The organism is Bacillus sp. BC05(2025) (genome assembly GCF_056725905.1).
In genome coordinates this window covers 18,589-43,271 of record NZ_JBWYRA010000004.1, presented here as the reverse complement: position 1 = coordinate 43,271, position 24,683 = coordinate 18,589, and the positions used below count along the sequence as shown (strand labels likewise).

The following is a 24,683-nucleotide window of genomic DNA, read 5'->3' as shown; positions in this document are numbered from 1 at the left end:
ATTCTTATTTTCCACCTGTAATTGTAATTCCTTCAATAAATTGTTTTTGTAAAAAAATAAACAATAACAACATTGGTAAAATCGCTAAAAATGATCCCGCCATTAGTACAGGATAGTTTGTTGCATATTGCCCTTGTAGTGAAGATAAACCAACTGATAATGTCATCATATCTGGTGAATTATTTACAATCATCGGCCACATCAATTCATTCCAAGACCAGAGTGTTGTAAATATACCAAGTGCAATTAAACCCGGTTTCGCAAGAGGCAGCATAACATACCAATAAATTTGGAAGTGATTGCAACCATCTAATCTCGCTGCTTCTTCTAGTTCCTTTGGAACACCCATAAAAAACTGACGCAATAAAAAGGTACCAAATGCACTAAATAACCCAGGTACAATTACCGCTTGTAATGTATTCAACCAATCCAGTTTTACCATAATTAAATATTGTGGAAGCAAAAACACTTGAGCTGGAACCATTAGGACGGAAAGAGTTAGTAAAAACAGTACATTTCTACCTGGAAATTGTATTCTAGCAAAAGCATAAGCTGCTAATGAGCATAAAAACAACTGCCCAATCGTTCTAGCTATTGTAACAATTACAGTATTCATCATAAATTTTAAAAATGGTAATAAGTTGAATATTTCCGTATAGTTACTCCACATAAATTGAGATGGGATAATAACTGGTGAAACTTGAACAGATTCTGCATAAGTCTTTAGAGACGTTAATATCATCCAAATAAAAGGACCAATGGTTAATAAGGCACCTATGATAAGCATTGTATGAATCATAATTTTATTTTTATTGACTGCACCTACTCTTTTATTCATCATAATGCACCCACTTTTTCTGTAATATCATTTGAATCGCTGTAATGATTAATATAATAATTAATAATACAACTGCTATGGCTGCCGAATATCCTTTTTCATTCAAAATAAAGGCATTTTGATAAAATAAATAAACAATAGATTGTGTATTTTCAATTACATTACTTGTTCTACCAATCATCATAAAGATGAGATCGAATACTTGAAATGCCCCAATTAAAGACATAATCGTTACAAAGAAAATAACTGGCGATAAAAGTGGCAATGTAATCTTAAAGAAAATTGTAATTGGCCGGGCTCCATCCATAATTGCTGCTTCATAGTATGTTTTAGGGATGTTTTGGAGACCAGATAGAAAAATAACCATGTTATATCCTATCCCACCCCAAATCGCAACTATAATAATTGAATATAATGCAATGTTAGGGTTGGTAAGCCAATTAGGACCATCAATTCCAAAGCATGATAACATGTAATTGAGTAACCCATAGTCAGAATTATAGATCCATTTCCATACCATCGCGATTGCAGCAGGCATTGTAATAACAGGTAAAAAATATAATGTTCTATACAGGGATTTCCCTTTAATGTTTTGATTTAATAGCACCGCTAATATGATGGATAAAAATATACTGATTGGAACAGTAAGCACGATATAAATAAATGTATTTTGAAAAGCCTTTCCTAAATCTTGATCAGTAAACATCTTTTTATAGTTTTCTAATCCAATCCATTCATAGCTACCAAACGCATCCCACGCTGTAAAACTAAAATAAATATTTTGCAAAATTGGCCACATATAAAAAATGAATAACCCTAGCATAGTTGGGGCAATCATGACATATGCCCATATATAATCTAATTTCTTTTTCTTTTTATATTTTTTTTGTATATGTGTGTTTTTTTGCTCCACTACCTTTATTGATAGATCCTCCATCTCTTCACTCCTCCCATAATTTTTGATTTAAAGTAAGGAGAGGATCCCTCTCCTTATTTTTTAGAAAGAACTTCATTTGCCTTCTCTGTTAATTCTTTTGTTGCATCTTCAACATTCAATTCTCCTCCCCATACCCTTTTTAATACTTTTGTTTCTTGCTCCCATAAAGCTCCTGTATTTTTCACACTCGGTAATGGGTAAGAATATTCAAGACCAGTGATATACGCTTGTAAATTCAAGTTTGGAACGGATTTAACCCATGCTTCTTGTGTTCCATTAAAAGCAGGAATAACTGTTCCAGTTTCTGCAAACACATCTGCTGCCTCTTTAGAACCTAAATATTTCACAAATTCCCAAGCTGCATCCGGATATTTTGTTTTCGCTGAGATGACATTTGCTAGACCATGAATCATAACAGCTCTTTCTTTCCCTTTTGGCATAACAGCAATATTTAAATCAGGATTTTTCTTATATTCTGGTACCATCCAAGGCCCATCAAAAATCATCGCTACTTTACCTGATAAAAACAAATCAGATGCTGTTGTCTCTGTCATTTGAGCAAATGTTGGTGATAATCCTTCTTTAATAAAACTAATGTTATAATTAAACGCTTCAATTGCTTGTGGTTTATTAAATCCTACTGTTTTTTTATCTTTAGAAAGAACATACCCTTTATTTTGGTAAATGAGATCATAATAGCCACCTTGATTTCCCATTGCTGCTGCAAATCCCCAAACATCTTTTTCCTTTTTCGTCAATTTTTTTGCAGCTTCTTTCATTTTCTCCCAATCCCATGAATCATCTGGATATGCTACTCCAGCTTCATCAAATAATTTTTTATTATACCAAAGTGCCGTTGTATCAAAATCTTTTGGAATACCGTAAGTTTTATTATCTACTGTATATAAATCAACTAAAGATTTCGGATAATTTTCCAATTTATACTTATCCTTTTTCGCTTTATCATCCAAAGGCATCAATACTTTCCCTGAAGCGTATTTCACAACATTTGGTCCATTCATCCAAAATACATCCGGCAATGCATTTCCTGTTGCTGCCGTTTCAAGCTTCTGAAAATACTGCCCGTACGCTGTTAATTCTATTTTCACCTTAATATTCGGATGTTTTTCATTAAACTGTTGAACCACTTTTTCCACTGCTGGTAGTTGTTTCTTATCCCAAAGTGCATACCGTAATTCTATTTTTTCATCTTTAGATGACGTGTTAACTTTTTCGCCACTGTTAGAACATCCTACTATTGCCAATAGCAATGTTGACAAAAAGAAAATAAACCACTTTTTCATCCCTTTTCCTCCTCTAGAAACAATCATCTATATAACATAATCTTTACTTATGTTTCTTGTAATTCACTGACGACAAATTAAACTAATATAATCAACTTTACAAAAGATTTGGAGCACCTTATAAATAAAGCGTTTACAAACGAATTTTATTCATTTATAAAAACAATGCTCTTCTCTCCCTTCCCTATCAATTTTAGTAGACTTATGTCATTACCAGTTGAAGGAATAAACTATCATTGATATATTATTTATACATATACCAATTTGATCACGACATGATGTTGTCATTACCAGTTGTTATGAAGTATAACACTATCACTTTTTCCTCTGCAATATATTTTCTGAATTTTTTAAATTTTTATCACGAACTGCATTAATCCATTATCCCTATATAATTTGTTATTAATAAATAATATAAAGATAAGGAGTGTTGATATGATTCAACAATTAAAAAAATATTACGCTAAAGATATAAAAATTAATGAAGCCATACTTTCTGAAGATTACAGTTGGTTTTTGATTGACGGGAATAGAGTAGGAATTCGTAAATCTCGCTTACATAAACGGGAGTGTCAATTGCTTTCATCCCTCTTAACTCCCATCCATACTGACACATGCTACGAAACAAAAATAGAAAAGTATTGGTACGAAGCGTTATATCAGAGTAAAGATATTCAAATAACATCTGTACGCTTTTTACATTTCTTCACAACGCATCCTATAACGGAACGAGAAGAATTTCATAATGCTTTACATTCAATACTTGGTTTTGATACTCCTACAATATGGGAAACTTCACAAACTGGAGTCCTCATCTTAACAGAAAATATATCTGAATATAGATTACAAACAGCCCTTGATACGCTAGAAACAGATTTTTTTATATCCTTATCCTTTTTTGTCGGCAGACACTACACCCAAACCAATCAAGTTTCTCACTTGTATCAATGGGAACGAAATTTATTTTCTTATCTTTCTCCCTATTTATCAAAGAAAATTACATACATTGAACAACTTCTCCCTTATCAATTAATGACCTTATTACCAAAAGAAAAGAGAGAAAAATATACAAATCTTTTATTAGAAAATGTTTCCAATGATAAAGAACTAATAGAGAGTATTAAAGTATTCTTCCAATGTAATTTAAATGTATCACTTGCGGCTAAACAATTATATTTACACCGAAATACTTTACAGTATCGAATTGACAAATTTATTGAAAAAACAGGATTGAATATAAAAACATTTGAAGGTGCTGTGGCTGTTTATTTGGCTTTTCTTTCTTTGAACATCTCGTAATTTTGCATAAAAAAATTAACTTTTTTTGTGCAACTTACCAATTTACCTTACATTAAATAAAACTTATAATTCAGTTAATTATAAAAATAGGGGTGATGTATAGTGGCCGAACTCGTATTAAATCATATTTTCAAATTATACGATAATAAAACAACTGCTGTTTCTGACTTCAATTTACATATTCAAGATAAAGAGTTTATTGTATTTGTTGGCCCTTCTGGTTGTGGAAAATCAACTACTCTACGGATGATTGCAGGTTTAGAAGACATTTCTAACGGCTCATTTTATATTGATGGTAAACTTATGAATGACGTCGCTCCAAAAGATCGTGACATTGCAATGGTATTTCAAAATTACGCACTATACCCACATATGTCTGTTTACGATAATATGGCGTTTGGTTTAAAATTACGAAAACTACCAAAAGATGAAATTAATCGTCGTGTAACTGAGGCAGCAAAAATATTAGGTCTTGAAGATTATTTAAAGCGAAAACCAAAAGCATTATCGGGTGGACAGCGCCAGCGTGTTGCATTAGGAAGAGCTATCGTTCGTGATGCAAAAGTATTCTTAATGGACGAGCCTCTATCCAATTTAGATGCTAAATTACGTGTAAGTATGCGTTCAGAAATTTCTAAGCTTCATCGCCGCTTAAACACAACTACTATATATGTAACACATGACCAAACGGAAGCAATGACAATGGCATCACGCCTTGTTGTGATGAAAGATGGTATCATACAACAAGTTGGTACACCAAAAGAAGTTTATGATACTCCTGAAAATGTTTTTGTTGGCGGATTCATTGGTTCTCCAGCCATGAATTTTTTTACTGGAACATTAAAAGATAACTATTTTCATATAGAAAATATTCGTTTTAAAGTACCAGAAGGACAATTAAAAAAATTGCAGAAAAAGGGATACAACAAAAAAACACTTATACTCGGTATTCGTCCAGAAGACATTCACGATGAACCAATTGTCCTTCAATCTTCTCCCGATTCAACTGTCGAAATTAATGTTGAAGTTGCTGAACTATTAGGTGCTGAGACTATGATACATGGAAAACTTGAAAATCAAAGTTTTGTCGCACGAATTAATGCTCGATCAGAACTGAAAGCTGGCGATAAGCTTTCAGTAGCCTTTAGTTTAACAAAAGCACATTTTTTTGATAGTGAGACAGAACTACGTATACGTAACAATTAAATACACTTAATTGATTATTCTAAAATTAGATGTACAAAAAAGCTGTGTAGTATGACCTTTACACAGCTTCCTTCTTTAATCCCTTAAACATACCATTACTATTTAACCTTATGATGAGGGAATTCTTCTCTTAAACATTTTGATATTAATCATTTTATTTGTAGGGTTAAGGGGATGACCGTCCGTTTAATTAAAAACAAATGAACGCTGTTAGTATCACATACCATTGCCATATCAAGCTCGTTACATATCCCTTCAACCAACACCTTAAAACATTCTTCTATTATCATTTATTTCTGAAAAATTAAAACAAAAAATCTGAAGACACTATCTAAACTTCGGATACTTAAAGTACCACGATCCTTACGGTTTTTAGTAGTATTCCGGATCCAACTTCCCTTTCATTTCATTCCATGCCTAAAGGCGGATCGGCTTTCTTGTTTAGAAAAAGATGTAATAAAACTAAGTACAAGCATAGCAAATAATATAATAACTCCTAACCCAATATTCATAAAACGAATCCCTTACATTATATGGTATAACTTAACATAAAGAGAAGATAATAATAAATAAATCCGTTACAGAATGGGAGCTCTCTAAAAATGAAACGAAAAATATTTTCTCTCTTTTCACTAATCTGTTTAGTACTACCAATACAAGCTAGTGCATACACATTTCAATCACTACCAATTGCATCAAAGTCTAAACAATGGTATATCGAAATTGATAAATCTCATAACGTAAACAAGCAAGCAATCCAGCCAAAACAAGGTGTATTTGATACATATAGTTTACTCGTAAAAAACATCGGTCATGATGTATCAAACGTATCCGTGGAAATACTTGATAACAATCCTACCTCTAAAGCTACCTTTAAACCTACTACACCTAATGAAAATATTTCTAAAAGTCATACGAGCTTTGACTACATGGTATTCCCATTAGACTTTAATAGCCATAATTTTAAAGTTGTGATTACTTGGGAAGAAAAGAACTTTTCTTACAACGGCCATCCAGTAAATGAAAGTAAAAAAATGAAACAAACATTTGTATTTAATGAAGAGTAAGCCCTAATTTAATTAGGGGGCTTACTCTTCATTTACAAAACCAGTTTGAATGGCTTCTGTCACTTCTTTTGTGATGTCCAGTTTTGTTGCATCGGTGCTAATTTTCTTATGCCAAATATGCACGGAAGGCTTTTCGTTACAAAAATGTTTTATTAATACTAGTTGATTATATGCTAGCTTATTTTCTCTATGGGTAGCAATATAGACTGTGAAATTTTTTGCTTCAAAGATCTTTTCCTGCAAAGTATATTGGCTGTCCCATTCCTCTGCGACTATATCGTTCAAATTTTCTATAAGCATATAAGTCGTTCCCCCCTTCCCTTATATCATCAATCAAATCTTCGAATACTCGGCACACATAATGCTACTCCAATTGTTACAAGTACTAAAATAGCTAGTGTTATAATCGTTATTTCGCCACCTATGACAGTAGCTAACCATCCTACAACTACATAACCTAGTGGCAGTAAAGCAAATGAACCTAACATATCAAGACTTGCCACCCTTCCGAATGCTTCTTCTGGCACAAGCTCTTGTAAACTCGTTTCCCAAATGAGTCCAAATATCATCATACCGAAACCTTCAATTGCCATTAATCCAATTAAAGCAGGTGCCCAAGCAACAAACGGCATTATCAAAAGTGCACAACCACTTATTAAAACACCACCATAGGCAAGTAATCCCCGCTTATGCCATCGTTCCCTCCCGCCAAATATTAGCGCGGCAATGACAGCTCCAACGCCAGAAGATGCCATTCCTAATCCATACACATATGCTTCAAAATGGTGATGAACATTAAATAACCATGGAATTAATACGACGATAATTCCTGCATAACAAATATTGATGAAAGAAAAGGCTAAAATTGTAATCCATAGCCACGGATGACTTTTTAAAACAAAAACACCTTCCATAAACTCTTGTTTGTAATCGATTTTTCTCTTTTCAATAGGTTTTACTTTTTTAAACTTTATTTCTCTTAAAAATAATAAACAAAAAAATGATAACAAATATGTTACTGCATCTAGTCCAAATCCTATTCCGGCAGATGCAACTGAAACGATTAATCCTCCAAGTGCGGGTCCAATTAGTCGTATACCTTGATTACTCATTTGCGTTAATGCATTAGCTGCGTTGCGAATTTCAGGTACAAATACTTTTGCTCTTACAGCCGCATATGCTGGCTGAAATATCCCTTCCATAAGTCCATATAATGCTACAAGTACATATAGAAGTGGAATTGTTAATACGTCCATAAATATAAGTGTTGCAAGTAATAGCATTAATATGCATCGAACGATATCTGTAAATAACATTACTTTCACCCGATCCATTCGATCTACGACTAATCCCGCAAACGGTAACGCAAGAATATTAGGAAGCATGTACATTGCCATAGTCATTCCCATTACAACTGTTGAACCAGTTAATGAATATACAACGACTGGCAAAATAACCATTGTTATCGAACTACCTAAAGTCGAAAGCAACTGTCCAATCCATAAAAACTTAAAATGTAGTGACGCTTTAACTGGCAATAGCAATTTACCGATATAACTTACATTTTTCTCTGTTTGTATTTCTCCTTGCATACCTCTCTCCTCTTTTCAAATTAAGTTAACACTAAATATAAAACGGAAAATTCAATCTTTAACATTTTTAATTATATATGAAACTGTTAAATTATTGGTAAAAATATAAAAAAGGTGTTTTCATAAATGAAAACACCTTTTTTATTTATAATTTTAAGTTCTTCTTCAATGTCCAATATTTTTCTTGAGCATTTTCAAATGAAAATTCTACCCAGCCGTTTGGATCTTCACGATATACATTTACTTTCTTACCATTTTCTAATTTCCCAACTTCATTTTGCGTAATATTTGGTACACTTTTAATCGTATAGCCAAATGGATATGGTACTTGATAGTAAGAACCTACTAATTGAACAGTAGCTGTTGCATCTTTTGCATAATTTTTATATGGAATCGCCTCACCTAATGCCTCTACATTTAATGTGTTAGGATTTTTCGATAATCGTTTTACATTTTGATAATCTTTTTTGTTAAACGGTTTAATACGCTCCATAATATTAGCGATTTTGCCAGCCCATTCTTTATCAGTTGCATACTTTTCATTCATAGCAGGTAATGTGTAGCCATTGAAATGATTAGCACCTTCTTCTAAATAGTTCTTTCTTACATAATCGGCATTGTACGAAATACTTTGCTTGTATGACGGTAAATATTTTGCATATGCAAATGGATCGCGATCATACGCTCTTAGACCAAATAAATTATGCTTACGATATGCAATTTCTGATTTACCATAGGCAGATTCTAAGATTGCATGTGCAGCTAAATACAGTGCGCTCACACCATACTCATTTTGTGCTTGAATAAAATCTTGTCCCGTTCCAATAAGAGGACTGTCAGGATGCCATTTTTCAATAAAATTATCAATCTCTTGTGCTGTTATATTAGATGGTAACGTTATATCTAGATTGATATACGATGCCATAGCATTAAATAAAAATTGTGCATATTCTTCACGTGTTAAAACACTCGTTGGATTAAATGCACCTGCTCCATTACCTGCTGTAATGCCGTTAGATTCTAATGCACTAACTGCATCATTTGCCCAATGCGTGCTTGGTACATCATTAAACGTATGTTGAGCCTTTATTTTAAACTTAAAAGCATTCTGTATAATTACTGCCATCTCAGCACGAGTTAACGAGTCTTTTGGTCTAAACGTCCCTTTACCATCACCTACAAAAATCCCCATCTCTGTTAATGCTAAAATTTCTTTTGGGAACATCGTCGTTCCTGCGCTAATATCAGAGTATGGATTTTTATAATCAGCTTTTGCTTCTGGTTTTAATGCGCGATACATTAATGCCGCTACTTGCTCACGAGTTACAACATCTCCGAACCCGAATTTACCATTATCGTACCCTGCAATAACCCCTTTTGACGTTAAATCATTAATTGCTTCAAATGACCAATGATTTTTCGGAACGTCTGGAAATTCTTTTGTAGATGCAAACGAAGTTGCTGGAGCCATCACTACTTGAAGTGCGACTGTCACCGCTAACACATTAGAAATAACTTTTTTCATAATTTTTTTAACACGTTATGTATATGCTTGTCCCGTGTTAACTTGCCTCCCTTTATCGTATAATTTTTCCTATTAAACTAACAAACTCTTAAATAGTCACCAGTAAAAGTATACGTGATAAAAATAAACTAATCTACCATTATTTTATTTATAATCAGCATAATACGATATATCTTTTTATTCCGATACAAAATTACATAAACTTACAAAAAAGCCCAACTCTATGTAGACGATGGGCTTAGTAATCAACATTGTTATTTAGCTAAACGATATTTTTCAACATCAAAACCTTTCCACTCATAATAATCTAAAATCCCAGCATAAACTGCCTCAGCAGCAATTTGTCTTCCTGATTCAGTAGCTAATTTACCATTATCTATATCATTATCAATAAAGGCAAGCTCTGTTAAAACTGCTGGTACTGTATTATTATTTACTACATAAAGCGAGTGATTGTCTTTTATATTCCTATTTCTTGTATGTAGTGCTTCTACTACTCTATTTTGAATTTTCTTTGCTAACACTTCGCTATCCTTTTCAATCTGTGTCTCTTCTCCATGCTTGGATTTTTTATAATAATATGTTTCCGTTCCATGACCATCATGATTTTCAGAAGAATTTGCATGAATGCTTACAAATATATCTGCATTGTTCTCTTGACCAAATTTCACTCGATTCGCAAGAGATTCATTTTTGTTACTTCCTGGATTTCCGTTCTCTTCACGTGTTAATAAAGCTTTTAAAGGTGTATTTTTTTCTAACAACTTCTGTAATCTTAAAGATGTATCAAATACAATTTTACTTTCCTCTACACCTTGTCCTGGATTCCCTGGATCAAATCCTCCATGACCAGGATCAATAATAACTACCTTTTCTACTAAAGGATTACCTATTTTAAGAGAATCTGCCTTTTTAATAAATTGAGCTGCCTCTGCTTTAGTTAGAATTTTTCCGGGCTCCCATCTGTCACCAGTCCCAACAGAAATCCCTAATTCAACTAGAATGTTAGCTTTTGCTTTACCCCAACTTTTTTCTAGATCACTGAATTTAGTGGCTGGAGTACCGTTCACTTTAGACTCTAATTTGTAAGCTTCTACAAGAAGAGATGCCATTGAAACGCGGTCAATTTTTCCGTCCGGCTCAAATCCATTGCCTGTACCTTTAACCACACCAGCTTTTTCTACAGCTGCAATAATTGGAGTAGCCCAATGTTTTTGAGAATCCGCGTAAGATGGTTTAGCGTTTTTATCGATTGGTAAGTTTAAGATTTTAGCCATCATTGTAGCTGCTTCTGCACGAGTGATTTCTTTTCCAGGCTCGAACATTCCTTTCTCGTTACCTGTAACTGCGCCTTTTGCTGCTAAGTAGTTAATAGAATCTTCTGCCCAGTGCCCTGCTTGGACATCTGGAAACGTTTTTGTTTGCGCGAAACTACTAGATGAATAAGATAATATACTAGCTGCAATTACTCCTGCTGCGATTATTCTATTTTTCATAGAATATATTCCCCTCTCAAGTACAATATATTTATGTAACAGACTCATTATAGTTCTGAAAATTAGTAATAGTCAATTGTAATTTGTATAATTTTGTATTATTATTGTATTTTTTGTCATATATAACTATATTTTAAAACTGTAAGGTTTTATAAGAGGAGAGATTCATATAAGCAACAATTGGAAAGATATAGAACACCGTATTTACACGATGTGTATGATTCAGCGGAATAACGAAGTATTGTTAATACAGCGCCCCGATCATCTAGGCTTCCCTGGTTACATCGCTCCTGGCGGAAAAGTAGATTTCCCAGAAAGTATCGTTTACGCTGCTAAACGAGAAGTAAAGGAAGAAACAGGATTACTTGTTTCAAATTTAACTTTTAAGGGATTAGATGAATACGTAAATCCGAAAGAAAATGTTCGATATATGGTATTTAATTATTGGACAGACTCATTTGATGGTGAACTTCTTATAAATCCTCCTGAGGGCGAATTATTATGGGTACCAATCGATACAGCATTAAATCTTCCTATGCAAGATTGGTTTAAAGAAAGATTTCCATTATTTTTTGAAAAAGGTACGTTTGAAATTCAACGTGTTTGGGACCGAGACTTAGATAAACAAGTTGCTATGACAATTACGCATACGTAAAAAAGCTTGGAATCTCTCCAAGCTTTTTTACTTCTCCTCCATTTTCTTAATCTCATAATCAATTTCTAAAAACTTAACTCCGAATATCCACATTTTATGGTGAGCTGTTAACATTTGACCTGTTCCCTCTTTAATAATAAAAGTCTCAGCTAACGGTAAACGAATTGTAAAGAAACGAGTATGTATATAGATCCCCTCATCTCCCTTACCATTTCTTCTCAGCTTACTAGTAATAATTAAATTATTCTTATCATTACGTAATTTTAAAATCCCCGTGATATTCGAATATGGTAGAGGCAATGCGATATTCATATATGTATCGCTCTTATATGTATGCAGTGAATACAAGGCTAAAAAAATAGACTCCCCTGTTTCATTTTTTCTTAGCCAAGCCCTTACATTCTTTCTTCCATCCTTCTCATCCATTACCCCTATGATAGAGCCGTGCATTATTTCCCACTTGCCACCCATTCCTAAATGTATTTGTCCTACACGCTTACTCATTTTTTCATAACAAAATGCGAACGGGCGGAACCAACGAGTCCATTTAATATGCGATTGTAACTTATACGCTGTTGTATTTTCATAAAAACGAATAATGCTTACAGGAATCTTCGCCGTATCAAATGCCTCACTATGAAAATCATTCATTTTATCAACTAAACCGTTGTATGCCTTACTATCTATTACATTTTTGTTATGTAAAAATGCTTCACCAACTGTCGCCTTTCCTCTTAATCTGCTCATTGGTTTCCCGTAATATTTATAGTTCGGAACACTCTTTTCAATCATCCAGCCGACAAATGCCGGCAACGCTACTCCAATTCCATTGACAACACCGTGAATCCAAACCATTTGAGCAATTGTAATCGTCATTACATGTTTCAAATTCCCATACGAATATATGAGTGAGAACATAATTGTTACTATGAGTGTACTAGACGATATGACTAGGAGGATTTTTGCGCTGATAGCATTAAATTTCGTGCGCCAAACATAAATCCCATAACCATAAATCGCACATAAATATAGGCACACTGCAAGAAATTCAAATACCCTTGAGTATGTAATCCCTATCGCAACTGTCATAGGTGAAATAACGATGATAAACATAATCGCATCATATACTTTACTGCTCTTTTCTCTCTTACGCCCTATTAAACCAGCTGATAATGGCAATAGAAATGCCGAATAATGAAAGTGTGCAGCTGTAAGTAAAACAATGTCAGAACTAAAGTGCATAATGGAAAGCTTTGCTACAGAAGCAAAAAACCAGAATCCACCTAAAAACAAATATATAAACGCACTATCGATAGCCGTTTCTTCTAACGGTTTCCATCCTCTTTCTAGTAATCTATTCATACCAAATAACGTAACGATTCCCGTATATACAAACCAAATTATCGCAAAGATATATTGATTTGTTACGAAAGCTAACATTGCACAAATCGCTGCTATCGGATATAAAAACGATACGGATTTATAAAATAATAAATACGATCCATTTCGTGCTCTTTTATCAATAATACAAAAAGACATCGGTATAAATAACAAAATAGATAATAAAATAATTGCTTCAACTGGGTTTACATTTGACCACTCACATATTAAAAAAATAATATAACAAGCAAGCCCAACTATTATATTTTTCATATCATTTATTTCCTCTCCACAAATGTTCCCCTATATGAAAATAATGAACCAATTAACGGATTGCGTACTTGTACATGAATTCGAAAGCACTGTTTTGTTTCATCATAACTTTCTACAATGTTGGCCTCTCCGTATAAGAATATAGGTAACGGGATTTTTCTTCTAAACATGTAAAACCATTGTTTCTTTGAAGAAATATGCATCGCCCCCATCTCATCAATATGAAAATTCAGTGTAGAAACAAGTATGTGTGGTTCACCAAAATAATCTACAATTTCATTATTCTCTTCATCCAACTGCATAACAGCGTTAAAATATCTTTTCTTATTTTGAAAATAAAAAGTACGATTCCACCGCACAAATTCATGTCCGTGTTCATCCCGCTCAGCGGTATTATGTATTGTAAATGGCACTTCCTTCCCCCGTTCAGAGAAAAACATACGGAACTTTGATGCAATTTTTAATATGAATTTTACGAAAAAAGAACCACCAGAAATCTCATCCATCTTTCCTTCTCCAGTAAAACTATTTTCTTCTGTAATCTCATAGCGTTTCTGTAATTTCGGATGAAGTTTTTTATAAGAATCCCCTAATAGTCTTTCATACATATTAGCCATACATTATCCCTTTCTCTTCCTCTTGCAATTTTTTACACTTGGCAAGTTCGTACTATTTATATAACCGACAATTGATAACCCCATTAGTAAAACGTTCAATGTAATTGGATTAAACGGCTCTGTAAAGCTTGCGATATTCGTAAATCCTGCTGCGATTGTTAAGGCTATTAACACACAAATATGTATTATAAATACATTTCGTTTTGGAAATGGAAGTAACCATGTGACACCAAAAATAACTTCTAACAGCCCAATTATTTTAAGAATAAAAATACTATTTTCAGTTGAACCAATTATGACCGAAAGCATTTTCACTTCTTCTGAATGAGTAAACACTAATTTTGGCACTACCCCTTGATACATCCATACAAAGGCAAATAAAAAACATACGATCCAATATGTCATCGTTCTTCTAATTAGTAATCTAGGGTGAAGTCCCTTCTCTAACCATAATTTTAATGCATCAAAGCTCCAAGCAGTCGCCCAGCCTAATAACGGCCGAAACATATAGAAATCTATTACATTCCCTATACGACCAAACCTCGTATCATAATCATATTGCGTCTCAAAATGAATGTGTTCTTTACGGGGGGTATACTTCCAATAACCACGCCCTGTTTGAATAAGAGATAATCTATTATCCGTCCAAAATTTTAAAGAAGAAATACGTTCTCCCGTTTCTTTTCTTATCTCACCTATCGATTCACCTTCTCCAGCTATTTCAAGTCCAAATCCAATCTTTGTTTTATATAAAAACTTCTGTGGTTCTCCTTCTTTTTTCTCTACATACGAAATTTCAGTAAAGCGAGCATCCCATTCTGTATGTATATGTGGTTCTTGCGTGTATTCCCATAATTTCTCCATTGTTGTGTTCATTTTTGCAGAAACATAAATAGGCTTTTTCCCCTTCATTCTTCCACCTCCAATGCACTATAATTTTAATGTACATGCAATGAATTTAATTTGCTACATTTTTCACAAACTTTTTCGCAAAAAGAAAGAATTTTTAAAATTTATACAAAACACTTGATTCCCCCAAAAATTTAAATTATTATAAAACAAATGTTACCAACAACTTCATAAATCAAACACTCTCGCCTAAAACGTGAGATAGAGGTTGCGATACTTATGAGTATTCTAATGGAGACACAGAGATGTCTATGAAATTAGATGAAAGGAAGTGTTGCCGAAATCGATATATTTCTCTGTATGTATCGATTGGGGCTGTTTTCGAATAGAAACAGAACTGTCATATGTACAGACGTGTACATATGAAGAGCTATCTACAAAAAAGAGATATCATTTTTATGATATTCCTTTTTTGGCGGTTTTTTTATTAGCTCCGTTTTCTGTTTCCCTTTTCCTGTAACAGCACCATCCTCACTTATTTGAGATGGTGTTTTTTGTTTTTCTCTGGTAACTACAGGAATATTGGGATTTATATATGTCCTAATCTATTCTTAAAAATGGATGAAAGAAGGAATTCGTAATGGAAACGATTGTACAAAAATTTGGTGGCACTTCTGTCGGAAGTGTTGAGCGCATTCAACATGTAGCAAATTTAATTATTGAAGAATATGACCGAGGACATAGTATCGTCTCTGTCGTTTCAGCAATGGGAAAAAGTACAGATGAACTTGTCGCACTTGCTAACGCGATTACAGAAAATCCGAGTAAACGCGAAATGGATATGCTTCTATCGACAGGAGAGCAAGTGACTATTTCATTATTAACGATGGCACTACAAGCAAAAGGTTATAATGCGATTTCATTAACAGGATGGCAAGCTGGTATTACGACAGAATCTGTACATAGTAGTGCACGGATTACTGACATTCATACAGATCGAATTCAATCTTATCTTACTGAAGGTACGATTGTTATTGTAGCTGGATTCCAAGGAATGAGTGAAAATCATGAAATTACAACACTTGGACGTGGTGGTTCTGATACAACTGCTGTTGCATTAGCTGCTGCACTGAAAGCAAAAAAATGTGATATTTACACAGATGTGACCGGCGTATATACGACGGACCCACGAGTTGTAAAAGATGCTTATAAATTAGATGAAATCTCTTATGACGAAATGTTAGAGCTTGCAAACCTTGGTGCTGGTGTATTACACCCGCGTGCTGTTGAGTTTGCTAAAAATCACAATGTCATGTTAGAAGTTCGCTCAAGTATGGAACAAGAAAACGGAACAATTGTAAAAGGAGAATGTAACATGGAACAACAATCAATCGTGAAAGGTATTGCATTTGAAGATAATATTACACGCGTCACAATGAAAGGATTAGAACAAGGTGCACTTTCAACAGTTTTCTCTACATTAGCAGCGGCGCATATTAATGTAGATATCATCATCCAAAGTATTACAAATGAAGGAACTGTTCACCTCTCCTTCTCGATCCATTCTAATGATTTAAGAGAAACATTAGAGGTATTAGAACAAAATCAAGAAACACTTCACTATGAGTCTGTAGAATATGAAAATCATTTAGCAAAAGTATCAATTGTAGGATCTGGTATGGTCTCTAATCCAGGTGTTGCTGCGAATATGTTCACTACTTTAAAAGAAGAAAATATTCATATTAAAATGGTAAGTACATCAGAAATTAAAGTGTCTGTCGTTATTGACCGCCTTCATTTAGTAACCGGTGTCGAGGCACTACATCAGTCATTTATGGCGAAAATTGAGCCTTTAGTGCAGATGAGTTAATTTCCACTAGTAAAACTTAAAACAAATGAGATGAATCTATTTCTTTCCTATGTTAATAGAAATAGGGTGGGAATATTTTGCGGGGAAATCGAAGTTATTCTGTCGAATAGCAATTACTGTATCAAATTCTTAAAACTACTTAAACATAATAGCATTCCTGAAATAAAGTTCATGCGTATCTCAGTAGTAGCAGGTTTACGAAGTGTTGTTCCCTATCAAAATGTTTATTCTATACCCGAAAACACCTTGTCACATTTTCCTACACTGTGACAAGGTGTTTTTTGTTTAAAAGGAACTTTAGTATAATTATGAGGAGAATTAAACAACAAATTTATACATATAAGGAGATAAAGACTATGGCAAACAACAAGTTACTAAGAATGGACAATGTCAGCATCGTTGTAGAATCTCTTGATAACGCAATCTCTTTCTTCGAAGAGATTGGATTAAAACTCGAAGGGCGAGCTACTATCGAAGGTGAATGGGCTGGTCGCGTAACCGGTCTCGGTTCTCAGTGCGTGGAGATTGCTATGATGGTGACTCCAGATGGCCATAGCCGAATTGAACTTTCGCGATTTCTCACACCACCTACTATAGCAGATCACCGGACAGCTCCTGTAAACGCCCTCGGTTATTTGCGCGTCATGTTCACCGTTGAAGACATTGACGAAATGGTATCCAGACTTGCTAAGCATGGTGCTCAGCTCGTTGGCGAAATAGTTCAGTACGAGAATTCGTATCGTCTCTGCTACATTCGAGGAACGGAAGGCATTTTAATCGGTTTAGCGGAAGAACTCGGTAACAAATAAGGAATGTTTTACTGAATTAAAAATATTTGAAAGATATTCTTTCTTAATAAAGCTTAGATTTTCAACCCCGTCCTAACTTTAGAACGGGGTTATGCTTGTTTGGTTTTTTTAACATACTATCAATATCCTAAAATTATTATAAAACAATTTTTTACTTGTTATACTCTTTCCTAGGAAATATAACTGACTCTTCTCACTTCTTATCATATATATCTTTTCTTTTGAAAAACGATCTGAACTCATTCAACATAACTTTCTTTACGTCAGAGTAAAAAACCATCATGAATAGTGCTATCCCTAATAATATCTCTTGCATTCCTTCATAATCAACGAAAGCACTCACAATTAGCAAACCAAATCCAATGTAGAAACCAAATTCATTCTCTTTCTCAAAATCTTCATCTTCTTCATCAATATGTATTTTCTCTTTAAAGCTTTGGTGTCCTTTTATTAATTCATCTAGCGTGACATTATACATTTCGCTAAGCAAAATTAAATTATCAATATCCGGACAGCTTTTATCATGTTCCCACTTATACACAGCTTGCCTTGTCACACCAATTTTCTTAGCAACATCTTCCTGTGAAAATCCTTGTGACTCTCGTAATCTTTTAAGTTGTTGTCCTAAGCTCATAACGTCCCCTCCTTTAACAAATTATTACATATTAGGAGATGAAAAAGAAAGAAACTATTAGTAAAACTCACTGTAAACCATTCGTTTACACAATAAAAAAGAGAGGATAACTCTTTGAGTTAACCTCTCTCTTCTATTAAAACAGATGAATGTTTTCTTTCTTGCAAGCTTCACGTAAATCGTCAGGCCATACAGAAGATTGAACTTCACCGATATGCGCTTTACGTAAGAAGTACATGCACATTCTTGATTGTCCAATACCACCGCCAATTGTTAATGGTAGTACGTCTTCTAAAATACCTTTATGGAAATCGTACTCACGTTTAAAGTCTTCACCTGTTTTCGTTAACTGCTCATCAAGTGATTTACTATCAACACGAATTCCCATTGATGATAATTCAAATGAAGATTGTAATACTGGGTGCCAGAATAAAATGTCACCGTTTAATTTCCAATCATCATAATCAGCTGCGCGTCCATCATGCTTTTCACCTGAACGAAGTGCATCACCAATTCCGATAATGAAGACTGCACCGTGCTCCTTGGCAATTGCATGTTCACGATCTTTCGGTGTTAATTCTGGATATTTATCTTCTAGTTCTTGGGAAGTGATGAAAACAATTTCTTCTGGTAAATACTTTCCAAGGAACGGATACTTTTCAAATAAGTGGTCTTCTAAATCTTTGAATATTCCATAAATTGTTTGTACTGTTTTTTGTAAGTAATCTACAGTACGCCATTCTTTTTGAACGATTTTTTCCCAATCCCATTGGTCAACGTAAATAGAATGTGTTGCATCAAGTTCTTCATCACGACGGATCGCGTTCATGTTTGTATATAAACCTTCACCAGCTTCATATCCATATTCATGCAGTGCAAATCGTTTCCACTTCGCTAGTGAGTGAACAATTTCTAATTCTTCTCCTGAGTGTAACATATCAAATTCAATTGGACGTTCTACACCGTTTAGATGATCGTTTAATCCTGATTTTTTCGTTACGAATAATGGTGCAGATACGCGGAATAGTTCAAGGCGTTTTGCTAATTGATCCTCGAAAAATGTTTTAACTTCCTTAATTGCGATTTGAGTCTCTCTTACTGTCATTAATGATTGATACATGGTGGTTTCCTCCTAAAATGTTTGGATGTTGTGAAAAGAAGCCAACAAAAAAAGCCCTTCTTCCCCAAAAAACTGGGACGAAAGGCTTTGGTTCCGCGGTACCACCCAAATTAGCAACAGAGGTTGCTCACTTATACAATACGGAGATGAAATATCTCGATACTGTTCTTCTTGTAACGGCGAAGTTCCCGGCTAAGTCTACTTTCCTGTAAAGGATTTCGGTTAGCAACTCCAGGAGGTTCTTCATAATAGGCTTCGTATCAGGCTCACACCACCCCTGACTCGCTTAGACTACATCCTACTACTACTCGTCCTTTCATAGTCGTTTTGTTGTCACATCTCTGAAACATTTTATTAATGATTATTCTATACAAAAAATAAAGAAAGTCAACAAAAATTTAAAAATATTTTTCAATTCTTTATTTTACGGCTTTATTGATTGTTTTCAATATAGCATCTTCACTTCTTTTGCTTCGTCACTCCAAAAAACGTTTCACTAACCGAAACTAACATGTACACAACAAGTAATGTAATCGTTCGAAATATAGAATCCGCAGTATTTCGTATTATTTTCATTTTCTTTGCAATTCCTTTCAGTTTACTTGCAAATTCATGATATACTATAGCATTCAAGCAGTTTTTTTACTTAAAGTAAACATAGTCATTTATAAAGAGTATTTTCTAAATCATTGACTATTATTAAATAAGATTTTATATAACGGAGTGATCATATGAGTAAAACGAAAGCAAAACCGAAAAAAGGTGTAGGACAAGGTACAGGAAGTAAAGGATGGAACCGTTGGCAATCAAGCGCAAAGAAAAAGAAAGCTGCAAAACCATACAAAAGTAAAGGTACAAAGAAATAATTTAAATAAAATTTGATTTCTTTACTTTGTACAAAACAAAATATAATTGTTACAATAAAAAAGCTATGCTCTCATACATTTGAAGGCATAGCTTTCTTTATTAGATCATTAAAATATCTCGAATTTCTTCCTCCGTGATGGATGATAATTTCTCTTCTCCTGGCTCAATCACTTCAGCGATTAAATGTTTCTTACTTTCTTGCAGTTCATGCATTTTTTCCTCAATTGTTCCGTGAGCCACTAACTTAATGACTTGTACCGTATTTTTTTGTCCCATTCGATATGCCCTATCTGCTGCTTGTTGTTCAACAGCTGGATTCCACCATAAGTCGTACAATATAACCGTATCAGCACCCGTTAAATTAAGACCTGTACCACCAGCTTTTAAAGAAATGAGAAATAGGTCCCCTTCCCCTTCGTTAAACCGGTCACATAGCTCTACACGTTCTTGCGAAGGTGTATTTCCGTCTAAATAAAAGTATGGAATCGCTTGACGATTTAACTCACGACCAATAATGGACAGCATCTTCGTAAATTGAGAAAAAATTAAAATTCTCTTACCAGTACTTCTGCATTCCTCAAGTATGTCTAACAATTGCTCAAATTTAGCTGAACTCCCCTTGTAATCATCAACGAATAAAGCGGGATGATTACAAATTTGTCGCAATCTCGTTAAGCCAGCTAAAATTCTAATTTTATTTTTACGTAACGTATCTTTATCTAAATGTTTTAACGTTTCTTCCCTTAATTTCGCTAAATAAGCAGCATATAGTCTCTTTTGATCTGGTAATAATTCCGATGACTGTAAGTGCTCTATTTTATCTGGAAGCTCCTGTAATACGTCTTCTTTTAATCGTCTTAATACGAAAGGTTTTACGCGCTTCGCTATATCTTCTCGCCTTAAATCACCGAATTCTTTTCTTCCTGGTAATAATTCTGGAAATACGACGTGGAAAATAGACCATAGCTCTTCTAATGAATTTTCGACAGGCGTTCCCGTTAATCCAAAACGATATTCAGCTTGAATTGTTTTCACTGCTCTTGCAGTTTGTGTTGTAGGATTTTTAAACGCCTGTGCTTCATCAAGAAATAGTGTATGAAATGGCCTCGCATACGATCTTATATCTCTTCTCAGTAACGGATATGACGTAATGACGACATCAAATCCCGCTACGTCTTGTAAGATTTTTCGTCGTTCTGTTTGATTTCCATCTGCAATAACCGCTCTAATATGCGGGGCGAATTTTTTCAATTCACTAAACCAATTGTAGACGAGAGAGGACGGTGAAACGACTAATATAGGTAGCTTCTTCTCCCGAATTTCAGGCAAAACAGAATCTATAAAAGCAATGCTTTGCAGCGTTTTCCCAAGTCCCATATCGTCTGCTAAAATACCACCAAAACGGTAATAGGCGAGCGTTTTCATCCACTCGAATCCGTATACTTGATACTCTCTCATTACAGCATGTAAAGTTGGCGGTACTGTAAACTTTAACTTTTTCGGATTTTGAATGCTTTCAACTAAATCTCGAACAGACTCATCTAAACTTAAAACATTACCTTCATGTAGTCCGTTCATCCATTTTACACTCCGAATAAGCGGAACATTCACTTCTTCCCCATGTAAAAATTCTTTTCGAATACCTGATTCTTTTACAAACTGATTAATTTCATTAAACTCTTTGCTCTCTAGTGATAATAAAGAACCATTCGCAAGCCGGTAATATTTTCGTTTTTCTTCAAGAGCCACTAATACACCTTTAATTTCCGCTTCCGGTATTCCTTTTATATCAAAGCGAAATGACAACCAATCAATTCTTTCTTTTCTTCTCACCCTAATAAGAGGTGCTGTATCCCCTTTATGAATGCGTAATTTAATTGCTGTTGTCGCATAAATATCAACTAAGCCTTTTAACGTTGGGACGACATGATATAAAAAGTTATACTCTGCTTCTTCATTATGCATAAAATAACCGCCTTCCGTTTTTGCGAAGGCACTTTCACTCATAATGTCCAAAATCTCTTTTTCCTTTTTCTCATCGCGATTAAAAACAGACGGTTGTCCGTCTTCTTCTAGCGGATTGATCATGACGTTTCCATAATGAAATTCAAGACCTGCTAACAAACGATTTTTCACTCGATCTAAATACAACTTTGCTTTTAAAGACGACGTTTCAACATGATCGGATATTATTTCATCAATGCGTACCGTTCCAAGTTTCATTAATCCAGGTACAACTTTCGCTACGAAATGTTCCATCTTATTTTCAGGAATATAAAACTGATTGCTATTTGAGCGACTCATCATTTTTTGCAATTCAATAAGTCGCATACAATCTTCAATAGGTAAATGGTATAATTTACCATCACAAAGAGCATAGTTATACATTTCCATAACTTGAACACGATTTAGACCATCTATATGAAGTGTAAATCCACCATTATTGCCTTTCGTAAACTCAAAATGTAATGGCAATAATCCTTTTGAAATTTGTAACCCGTGAAACAGTTGCTCATTTTGTTTCAGATGTACATGCTCCACTTTAGAAAGTGAAGAGAGTATATTTCTCCACGAAGCTGGTGGTATAAATATCATACTTTCATCTTGTTTCGCATGTACTTCTAACGCATCTTCATACATTTTTTCATTATGATATATTTTTATGAGTTGTTGTATAATCGCGTCCGTTTCTTGTTTAAAACTATGTACATCTGGTGTGTATGTAAATTCATTGGAACAATGAAATGTCTCTCTTTTCTCCACTTTAGAAAGAAATTCTCTAATATGATTTATAAAATATGTTTTCGCAAGTTTCAGCTGAATTCCAAGAAGGGCCCCACCACTTTTCGTCGCTACTGATGAACATATAAACGCAACATCTAATATTTCACGTGTATCAAAACGATGTTGTTTACTCTTTGGCCGCAGCGGTTTGTCTGCAAACAACTGAAACATCCCGTTTGTTAATTGATCATTTCTGCTACTAACAGAGCCCATCCCACCCGTTTGCTGGTTATAATTTATTTGTATCAGTACGGCTGCAACATGTTGACAGTACGTTTGAAAAGACGCTAACGAAGGACAACTACATCTTGCAACTACATCACCTTTTTTAGCTTTTTCTACTGTAACATGAAAATCTTCATTTCCTTTTACCGTCGCCTCACAAATTTCGTTCGTTTCATCATAATGATTCACGATTACTTTATTTGATTTATAATAAGCTTCGCCTCTTTTATATGAGGTTTCTCCGCATACTTCTTTAATAATCGATTTATTTAATGTAAAACCCATTGCTTTGACACCGCCTTAATGTAAAACCATTTTCTCTTACTTAATATTTTACATGCTCAACGAGAAAATATAAAATGTTGATTCAACAAAAAAGATGCTTATTTATAAGCATCTTCTTCACTCTATCTCCATCAACCGTTTCGCTTCAAAATACAGCACCTGAATAAATTTCTTCGTATTAATTCGTATATGTCCAGAAGTCGCTATTTCATCCTTTGTCATTTCTGTCATCCGTCTTCTAACTACAGTGAAATCAAAAAACTTCGGAGCATAGCTTTCAAATTTCGGATTTGAAAAGTCTGTTAGTCCGAGGGAAGCTAAATGATTCAACGATTGATAAATCGCTCTTCTTACACGTTGTTCGGATGCTTTTCTTTCCTTATCTATATCTGCATCTGAAGCCATATTATCTAATTTTTTTAATGTTATTTGGTGAAATATATCTTTTAATGCAGGAAATCCGAATTCAAATGTTTGCGCCTTTTCTTGCCCATATAAATATTCCAACATACTAAGTAAATCTTTACTCCCGTTCTCTCCCGCAATACCAAGTTCTGCTAGTAAGAAGCGTCCGGAATCTGATATCTTTTTCCCTTCTTGCACTGTTTCACTACGCATTTGCGGTTTTTCCCACTGAAACACACTATTTAATGATTTTTGAATGTCATATATAGAACGTTCCAAACGAATACGCTCTATCACTTTTCGTACAACCGATACTACTTCTATTTTGTTTAGTGGTTTCGTAATATAATATTCCACACCAAGTGTATACGCCTCGCCAATGAGCTGTTTCGATTCAACTTGAGAAATCATAATAATTTTCCCAGTAAATGAAGACGCTATATGGCGAACTGTTTCAATGCCATCTCTCATAGGCATTAGTAAATCAATAAATAAAATATCCACTTTTTTATAATTTAACTGTTCTGCTTCAACAAAAGCTCCGTCTTCCGATTCTCCAATTACTTCCCCAAGATCGCCATCCTCAATAATTTGTGAAAGCATCGAACGGAAAACTTCATCATCATCTACGATATAATAAAACAAA

The 24,683-nt window shown here is 34.2% G+C and carries 22 protein-coding genes, 1 riboswitch and 1 other annotated feature; of the genes, 7 read left to right on the top strand and 15 right to left on the bottom strand.

Annotation, left to right across the window (positions count from 1 at the left end; genetic code table 11):
• Positions 1–4 precede the first annotated feature (4 nt).
• Genes ACZ76X_RS14425 through ACZ76X_RS14415 form a run of 3 tightly spaced genes read right to left on the bottom strand, consistent with a single transcriptional unit; the run spans position 5 to position 3,079 of the window.
• Complete coding sequence (locus ACZ76X_RS14425; protein WP_011198667.1) at positions 5–838, bottom strand: carbohydrate ABC transporter permease; 834 nt, start codon at positions 836–838, stop codon at positions 5–7.
• Positions 831–1,775, bottom strand: a complete 945-nt coding sequence (locus tag ACZ76X_RS14420; RefSeq protein ID WP_000389887.1) for a carbohydrate ABC transporter permease — start codon at positions 1,773–1,775, stop codon at positions 831–833. Before ACZ76X_RS14420 ends, ACZ76X_RS14425 begins: the two co-directional genes overlap by 8 nt.
• A gap of 53 nt (positions 1,776–1,828) precedes the next feature.
• Positions 1,829–3,079 (bottom strand): ABC transporter substrate-binding protein, encoded by a 1,251-nt coding sequence (locus ACZ76X_RS14415; RefSeq protein ID WP_000758667.1) that lies wholly within the window; start codon positions 3,077–3,079, stop codon positions 1,829–1,831.
• Between the two features lie 435 nt (positions 3,080–3,514).
• Between ACZ76X_RS14415 and ACZ76X_RS14410 the strand changes: the two genes are divergently transcribed.
• The 3 genes from ACZ76X_RS14410 to ACZ76X_RS14400 all read left to right on the top strand — a co-directional run bounded on the left by ACZ76X_RS14410 (position 3,515) and on the right by ACZ76X_RS14400 (position 6,651).
• Positions 3,515–4,378: a PucR family transcriptional regulator gene (locus ACZ76X_RS14410; RefSeq protein WP_479850771.1), complete on the top strand. Its 864-nt coding sequence runs from the start codon at positions 3,515–3,517 to the stop codon at positions 4,376–4,378.
• A gap of 102 nt (positions 4,379–4,480) precedes the next feature.
• Complete coding sequence (locus ACZ76X_RS14405) at positions 4,481–5,584, top strand: ABC transporter ATP-binding protein (protein ID WP_074542491.1); 1,104 nt, start codon at positions 4,481–4,483, stop codon at positions 5,582–5,584.
• A 602-nt stretch (positions 5,585–6,186) separates the two neighbouring features.
• The gene (locus ACZ76X_RS14400; protein ID WP_074542492.1) at positions 6,187–6,651 is read left to right on the top strand and encodes a hypothetical protein; all 465 of its coding nucleotides are present in this window, start codon (positions 6,187–6,189) and stop codon (positions 6,649–6,651) included.
• Positions 6,652–6,672: 21 nt separating this feature from the next.
• Here the strand turns inward: ACZ76X_RS14400 and ACZ76X_RS14395 are convergent, their stop codons facing one another.
• The 4 genes from ACZ76X_RS14395 to ACZ76X_RS14380 all read right to left on the bottom strand — a co-directional run bounded on the left by ACZ76X_RS14395 (position 6,673) and on the right by ACZ76X_RS14380 (position 11,264).
• Positions 6,673–6,951 carry a hypothetical protein gene (locus tag ACZ76X_RS14395; protein WP_479850770.1) on the bottom strand — a complete coding sequence of 93 codons (279 nt, stop codon included), beginning with the start codon at positions 6,949–6,951 and terminating at the stop codon, positions 6,673–6,675.
• 29 nt (positions 6,952–6,980) lie between these two features.
• The gene (locus tag ACZ76X_RS14390; RefSeq protein WP_479850769.1) at positions 6,981–8,243 is read right to left on the bottom strand and encodes an MFS transporter; all 1,263 of its coding nucleotides are present in this window, start codon (positions 8,241–8,243) and stop codon (positions 6,981–6,983) included.
• A 145-nt stretch (positions 8,244–8,388) separates the two neighbouring features.
• The gene (locus ACZ76X_RS14385) at positions 8,389–9,768 is read right to left on the bottom strand and encodes an S-layer homology domain-containing protein (RefSeq protein WP_479850768.1); all 1,380 of its coding nucleotides are present in this window, start codon (positions 9,766–9,768) and stop codon (positions 8,389–8,391) included.
• Between the two features lie 254 nt (positions 9,769–10,022).
• The gene (locus ACZ76X_RS14380; protein ID WP_479850767.1) at positions 10,023–11,264 is read right to left on the bottom strand and encodes an N-acetylmuramoyl-L-alanine amidase; all 1,242 of its coding nucleotides are present in this window, start codon (positions 11,262–11,264) and stop codon (positions 10,023–10,025) included.
• 169 nt (positions 11,265–11,433) lie between these two features.
• Between ACZ76X_RS14380 and ACZ76X_RS14375 the strand changes: the two genes are divergently transcribed.
• Positions 11,434–11,919, top strand: coding sequence for an NUDIX domain-containing protein (locus ACZ76X_RS14375; RefSeq protein ID WP_479851162.1), 486 nt, complete (start codon positions 11,434–11,436; stop codon positions 11,917–11,919).
• Between the two features lie 27 nt (positions 11,920–11,946).
• On the opposite strand, the gene ACZ76X_RS14370 is transcribed toward ACZ76X_RS14375, so the two are convergent.
• Genes ACZ76X_RS14370 through ACZ76X_RS14360 form a run of 3 tightly spaced genes read right to left on the bottom strand, consistent with a single transcriptional unit; the run spans position 11,947 to position 15,101 of the window.
• Entirely contained in the window at positions 11,947–13,572 is a 1,626-nt protein-coding gene (locus ACZ76X_RS14370; protein WP_479850766.1) for a YndJ family protein, read from the bottom strand.
• A 5-nt stretch (positions 13,573–13,577) separates the two neighbouring features.
• Positions 13,578–14,189 (bottom strand): DUF4166 domain-containing protein, encoded by a 612-nt coding sequence (locus tag ACZ76X_RS14365; protein WP_479850765.1) that lies wholly within the window; start codon positions 14,187–14,189, stop codon positions 13,578–13,580.
• A 3-nt stretch (positions 14,190–14,192) separates the two neighbouring features.
• Positions 14,193–15,101, bottom strand: a complete 909-nt coding sequence (locus ACZ76X_RS14360) for a DoxX-like family protein (RefSeq protein WP_479850764.1) — start codon at positions 15,099–15,101, stop codon at positions 14,193–14,195.
• Between the two features lie 191 nt (positions 15,102–15,292).
• Positions 15,293–15,479: riboswitch (Lysine riboswitch) on the top strand.
• Positions 15,480–15,678: 199 nt separating this feature from the next.
• Between ACZ76X_RS14360 and ACZ76X_RS14355 the strand changes: the two genes are divergently transcribed.
• Both ACZ76X_RS14355 and ACZ76X_RS14350 read left to right on the top strand, forming a co-directional pair.
• Positions 15,679–16,908: an aspartate kinase gene (locus tag ACZ76X_RS14355; RefSeq protein WP_479850763.1), complete on the top strand. Its 1,230-nt coding sequence runs from the start codon at positions 15,679–15,681 to the stop codon at positions 16,906–16,908.
• Between the two features lie 356 nt (positions 16,909–17,264).
• On the top strand, positions 17,265–17,717 hold the full coding sequence (locus ACZ76X_RS14350; RefSeq protein WP_479850762.1) for a VOC family protein: 453 nt from the start codon (positions 17,265–17,267) through the stop codon (positions 17,715–17,717).
• 193 nt (positions 17,718–17,910) lie between these two features.
• Here ACZ76X_RS14350 and ACZ76X_RS14345 read toward each other — a convergent pair whose 3' ends face one another.
• From ACZ76X_RS14345 to ACZ76X_RS14335, 3 genes are all read right to left on the bottom strand, one after another.
• Positions 17,911–18,351, bottom strand: a complete 441-nt coding sequence (locus tag ACZ76X_RS14345; RefSeq protein ID WP_479850761.1) for a helix-turn-helix domain-containing protein — start codon at positions 18,349–18,351, stop codon at positions 17,911–17,913.
• Positions 18,352–18,487: 136 nt separating this feature from the next.
• Positions 18,488–19,471, bottom strand: coding sequence for an aspartate--ammonia ligase (gene asnA / locus ACZ76X_RS14340; RefSeq protein ID WP_061676615.1), 984 nt, complete (start codon positions 19,469–19,471; stop codon positions 18,488–18,490).
• A gap of 70 nt (positions 19,472–19,541) precedes the next feature.
• Positions 19,542–19,800: a binding site (T-box leader), on the bottom strand.
• 130 nt (positions 19,801–19,930) lie between these two features.
• Positions 19,931–20,104: a hypothetical protein gene (locus ACZ76X_RS14335; protein ID WP_479850760.1), complete on the bottom strand. Its 174-nt coding sequence runs from the start codon at positions 20,102–20,104 to the stop codon at positions 19,931–19,933.
• 98 nt (positions 20,105–20,202) lie between these two features.
• Between ACZ76X_RS14335 and ACZ76X_RS14330 the strand changes: the two genes are divergently transcribed.
• Positions 20,203–20,337 (top strand): DUF3934 domain-containing protein, encoded by a 135-nt coding sequence (locus tag ACZ76X_RS14330; protein ID WP_000047591.1) that lies wholly within the window; start codon positions 20,203–20,205, stop codon positions 20,335–20,337.
• Positions 20,338–20,437: 100 nt separating this feature from the next.
• Here ACZ76X_RS14330 and ACZ76X_RS14325 read toward each other — a convergent pair whose 3' ends face one another.
• Both ACZ76X_RS14325 and ACZ76X_RS14320 read right to left on the bottom strand, forming a co-directional pair.
• The gene (locus ACZ76X_RS14325; protein ID WP_479850759.1) at positions 20,438–23,632 is read right to left on the bottom strand and encodes an SNF2 helicase associated domain-containing protein; all 3,195 of its coding nucleotides are present in this window, start codon (positions 23,630–23,632) and stop codon (positions 20,438–20,440) included.
• Between the two features lie 117 nt (positions 23,633–23,749).
• Positions 23,750–24,682, bottom strand: a complete 933-nt coding sequence (locus tag ACZ76X_RS14320; protein ID WP_098670477.1) for a response regulator — start codon at positions 24,680–24,682, stop codon at positions 23,750–23,752.
• Position 24,683: the final 1 nt, after the last annotated feature.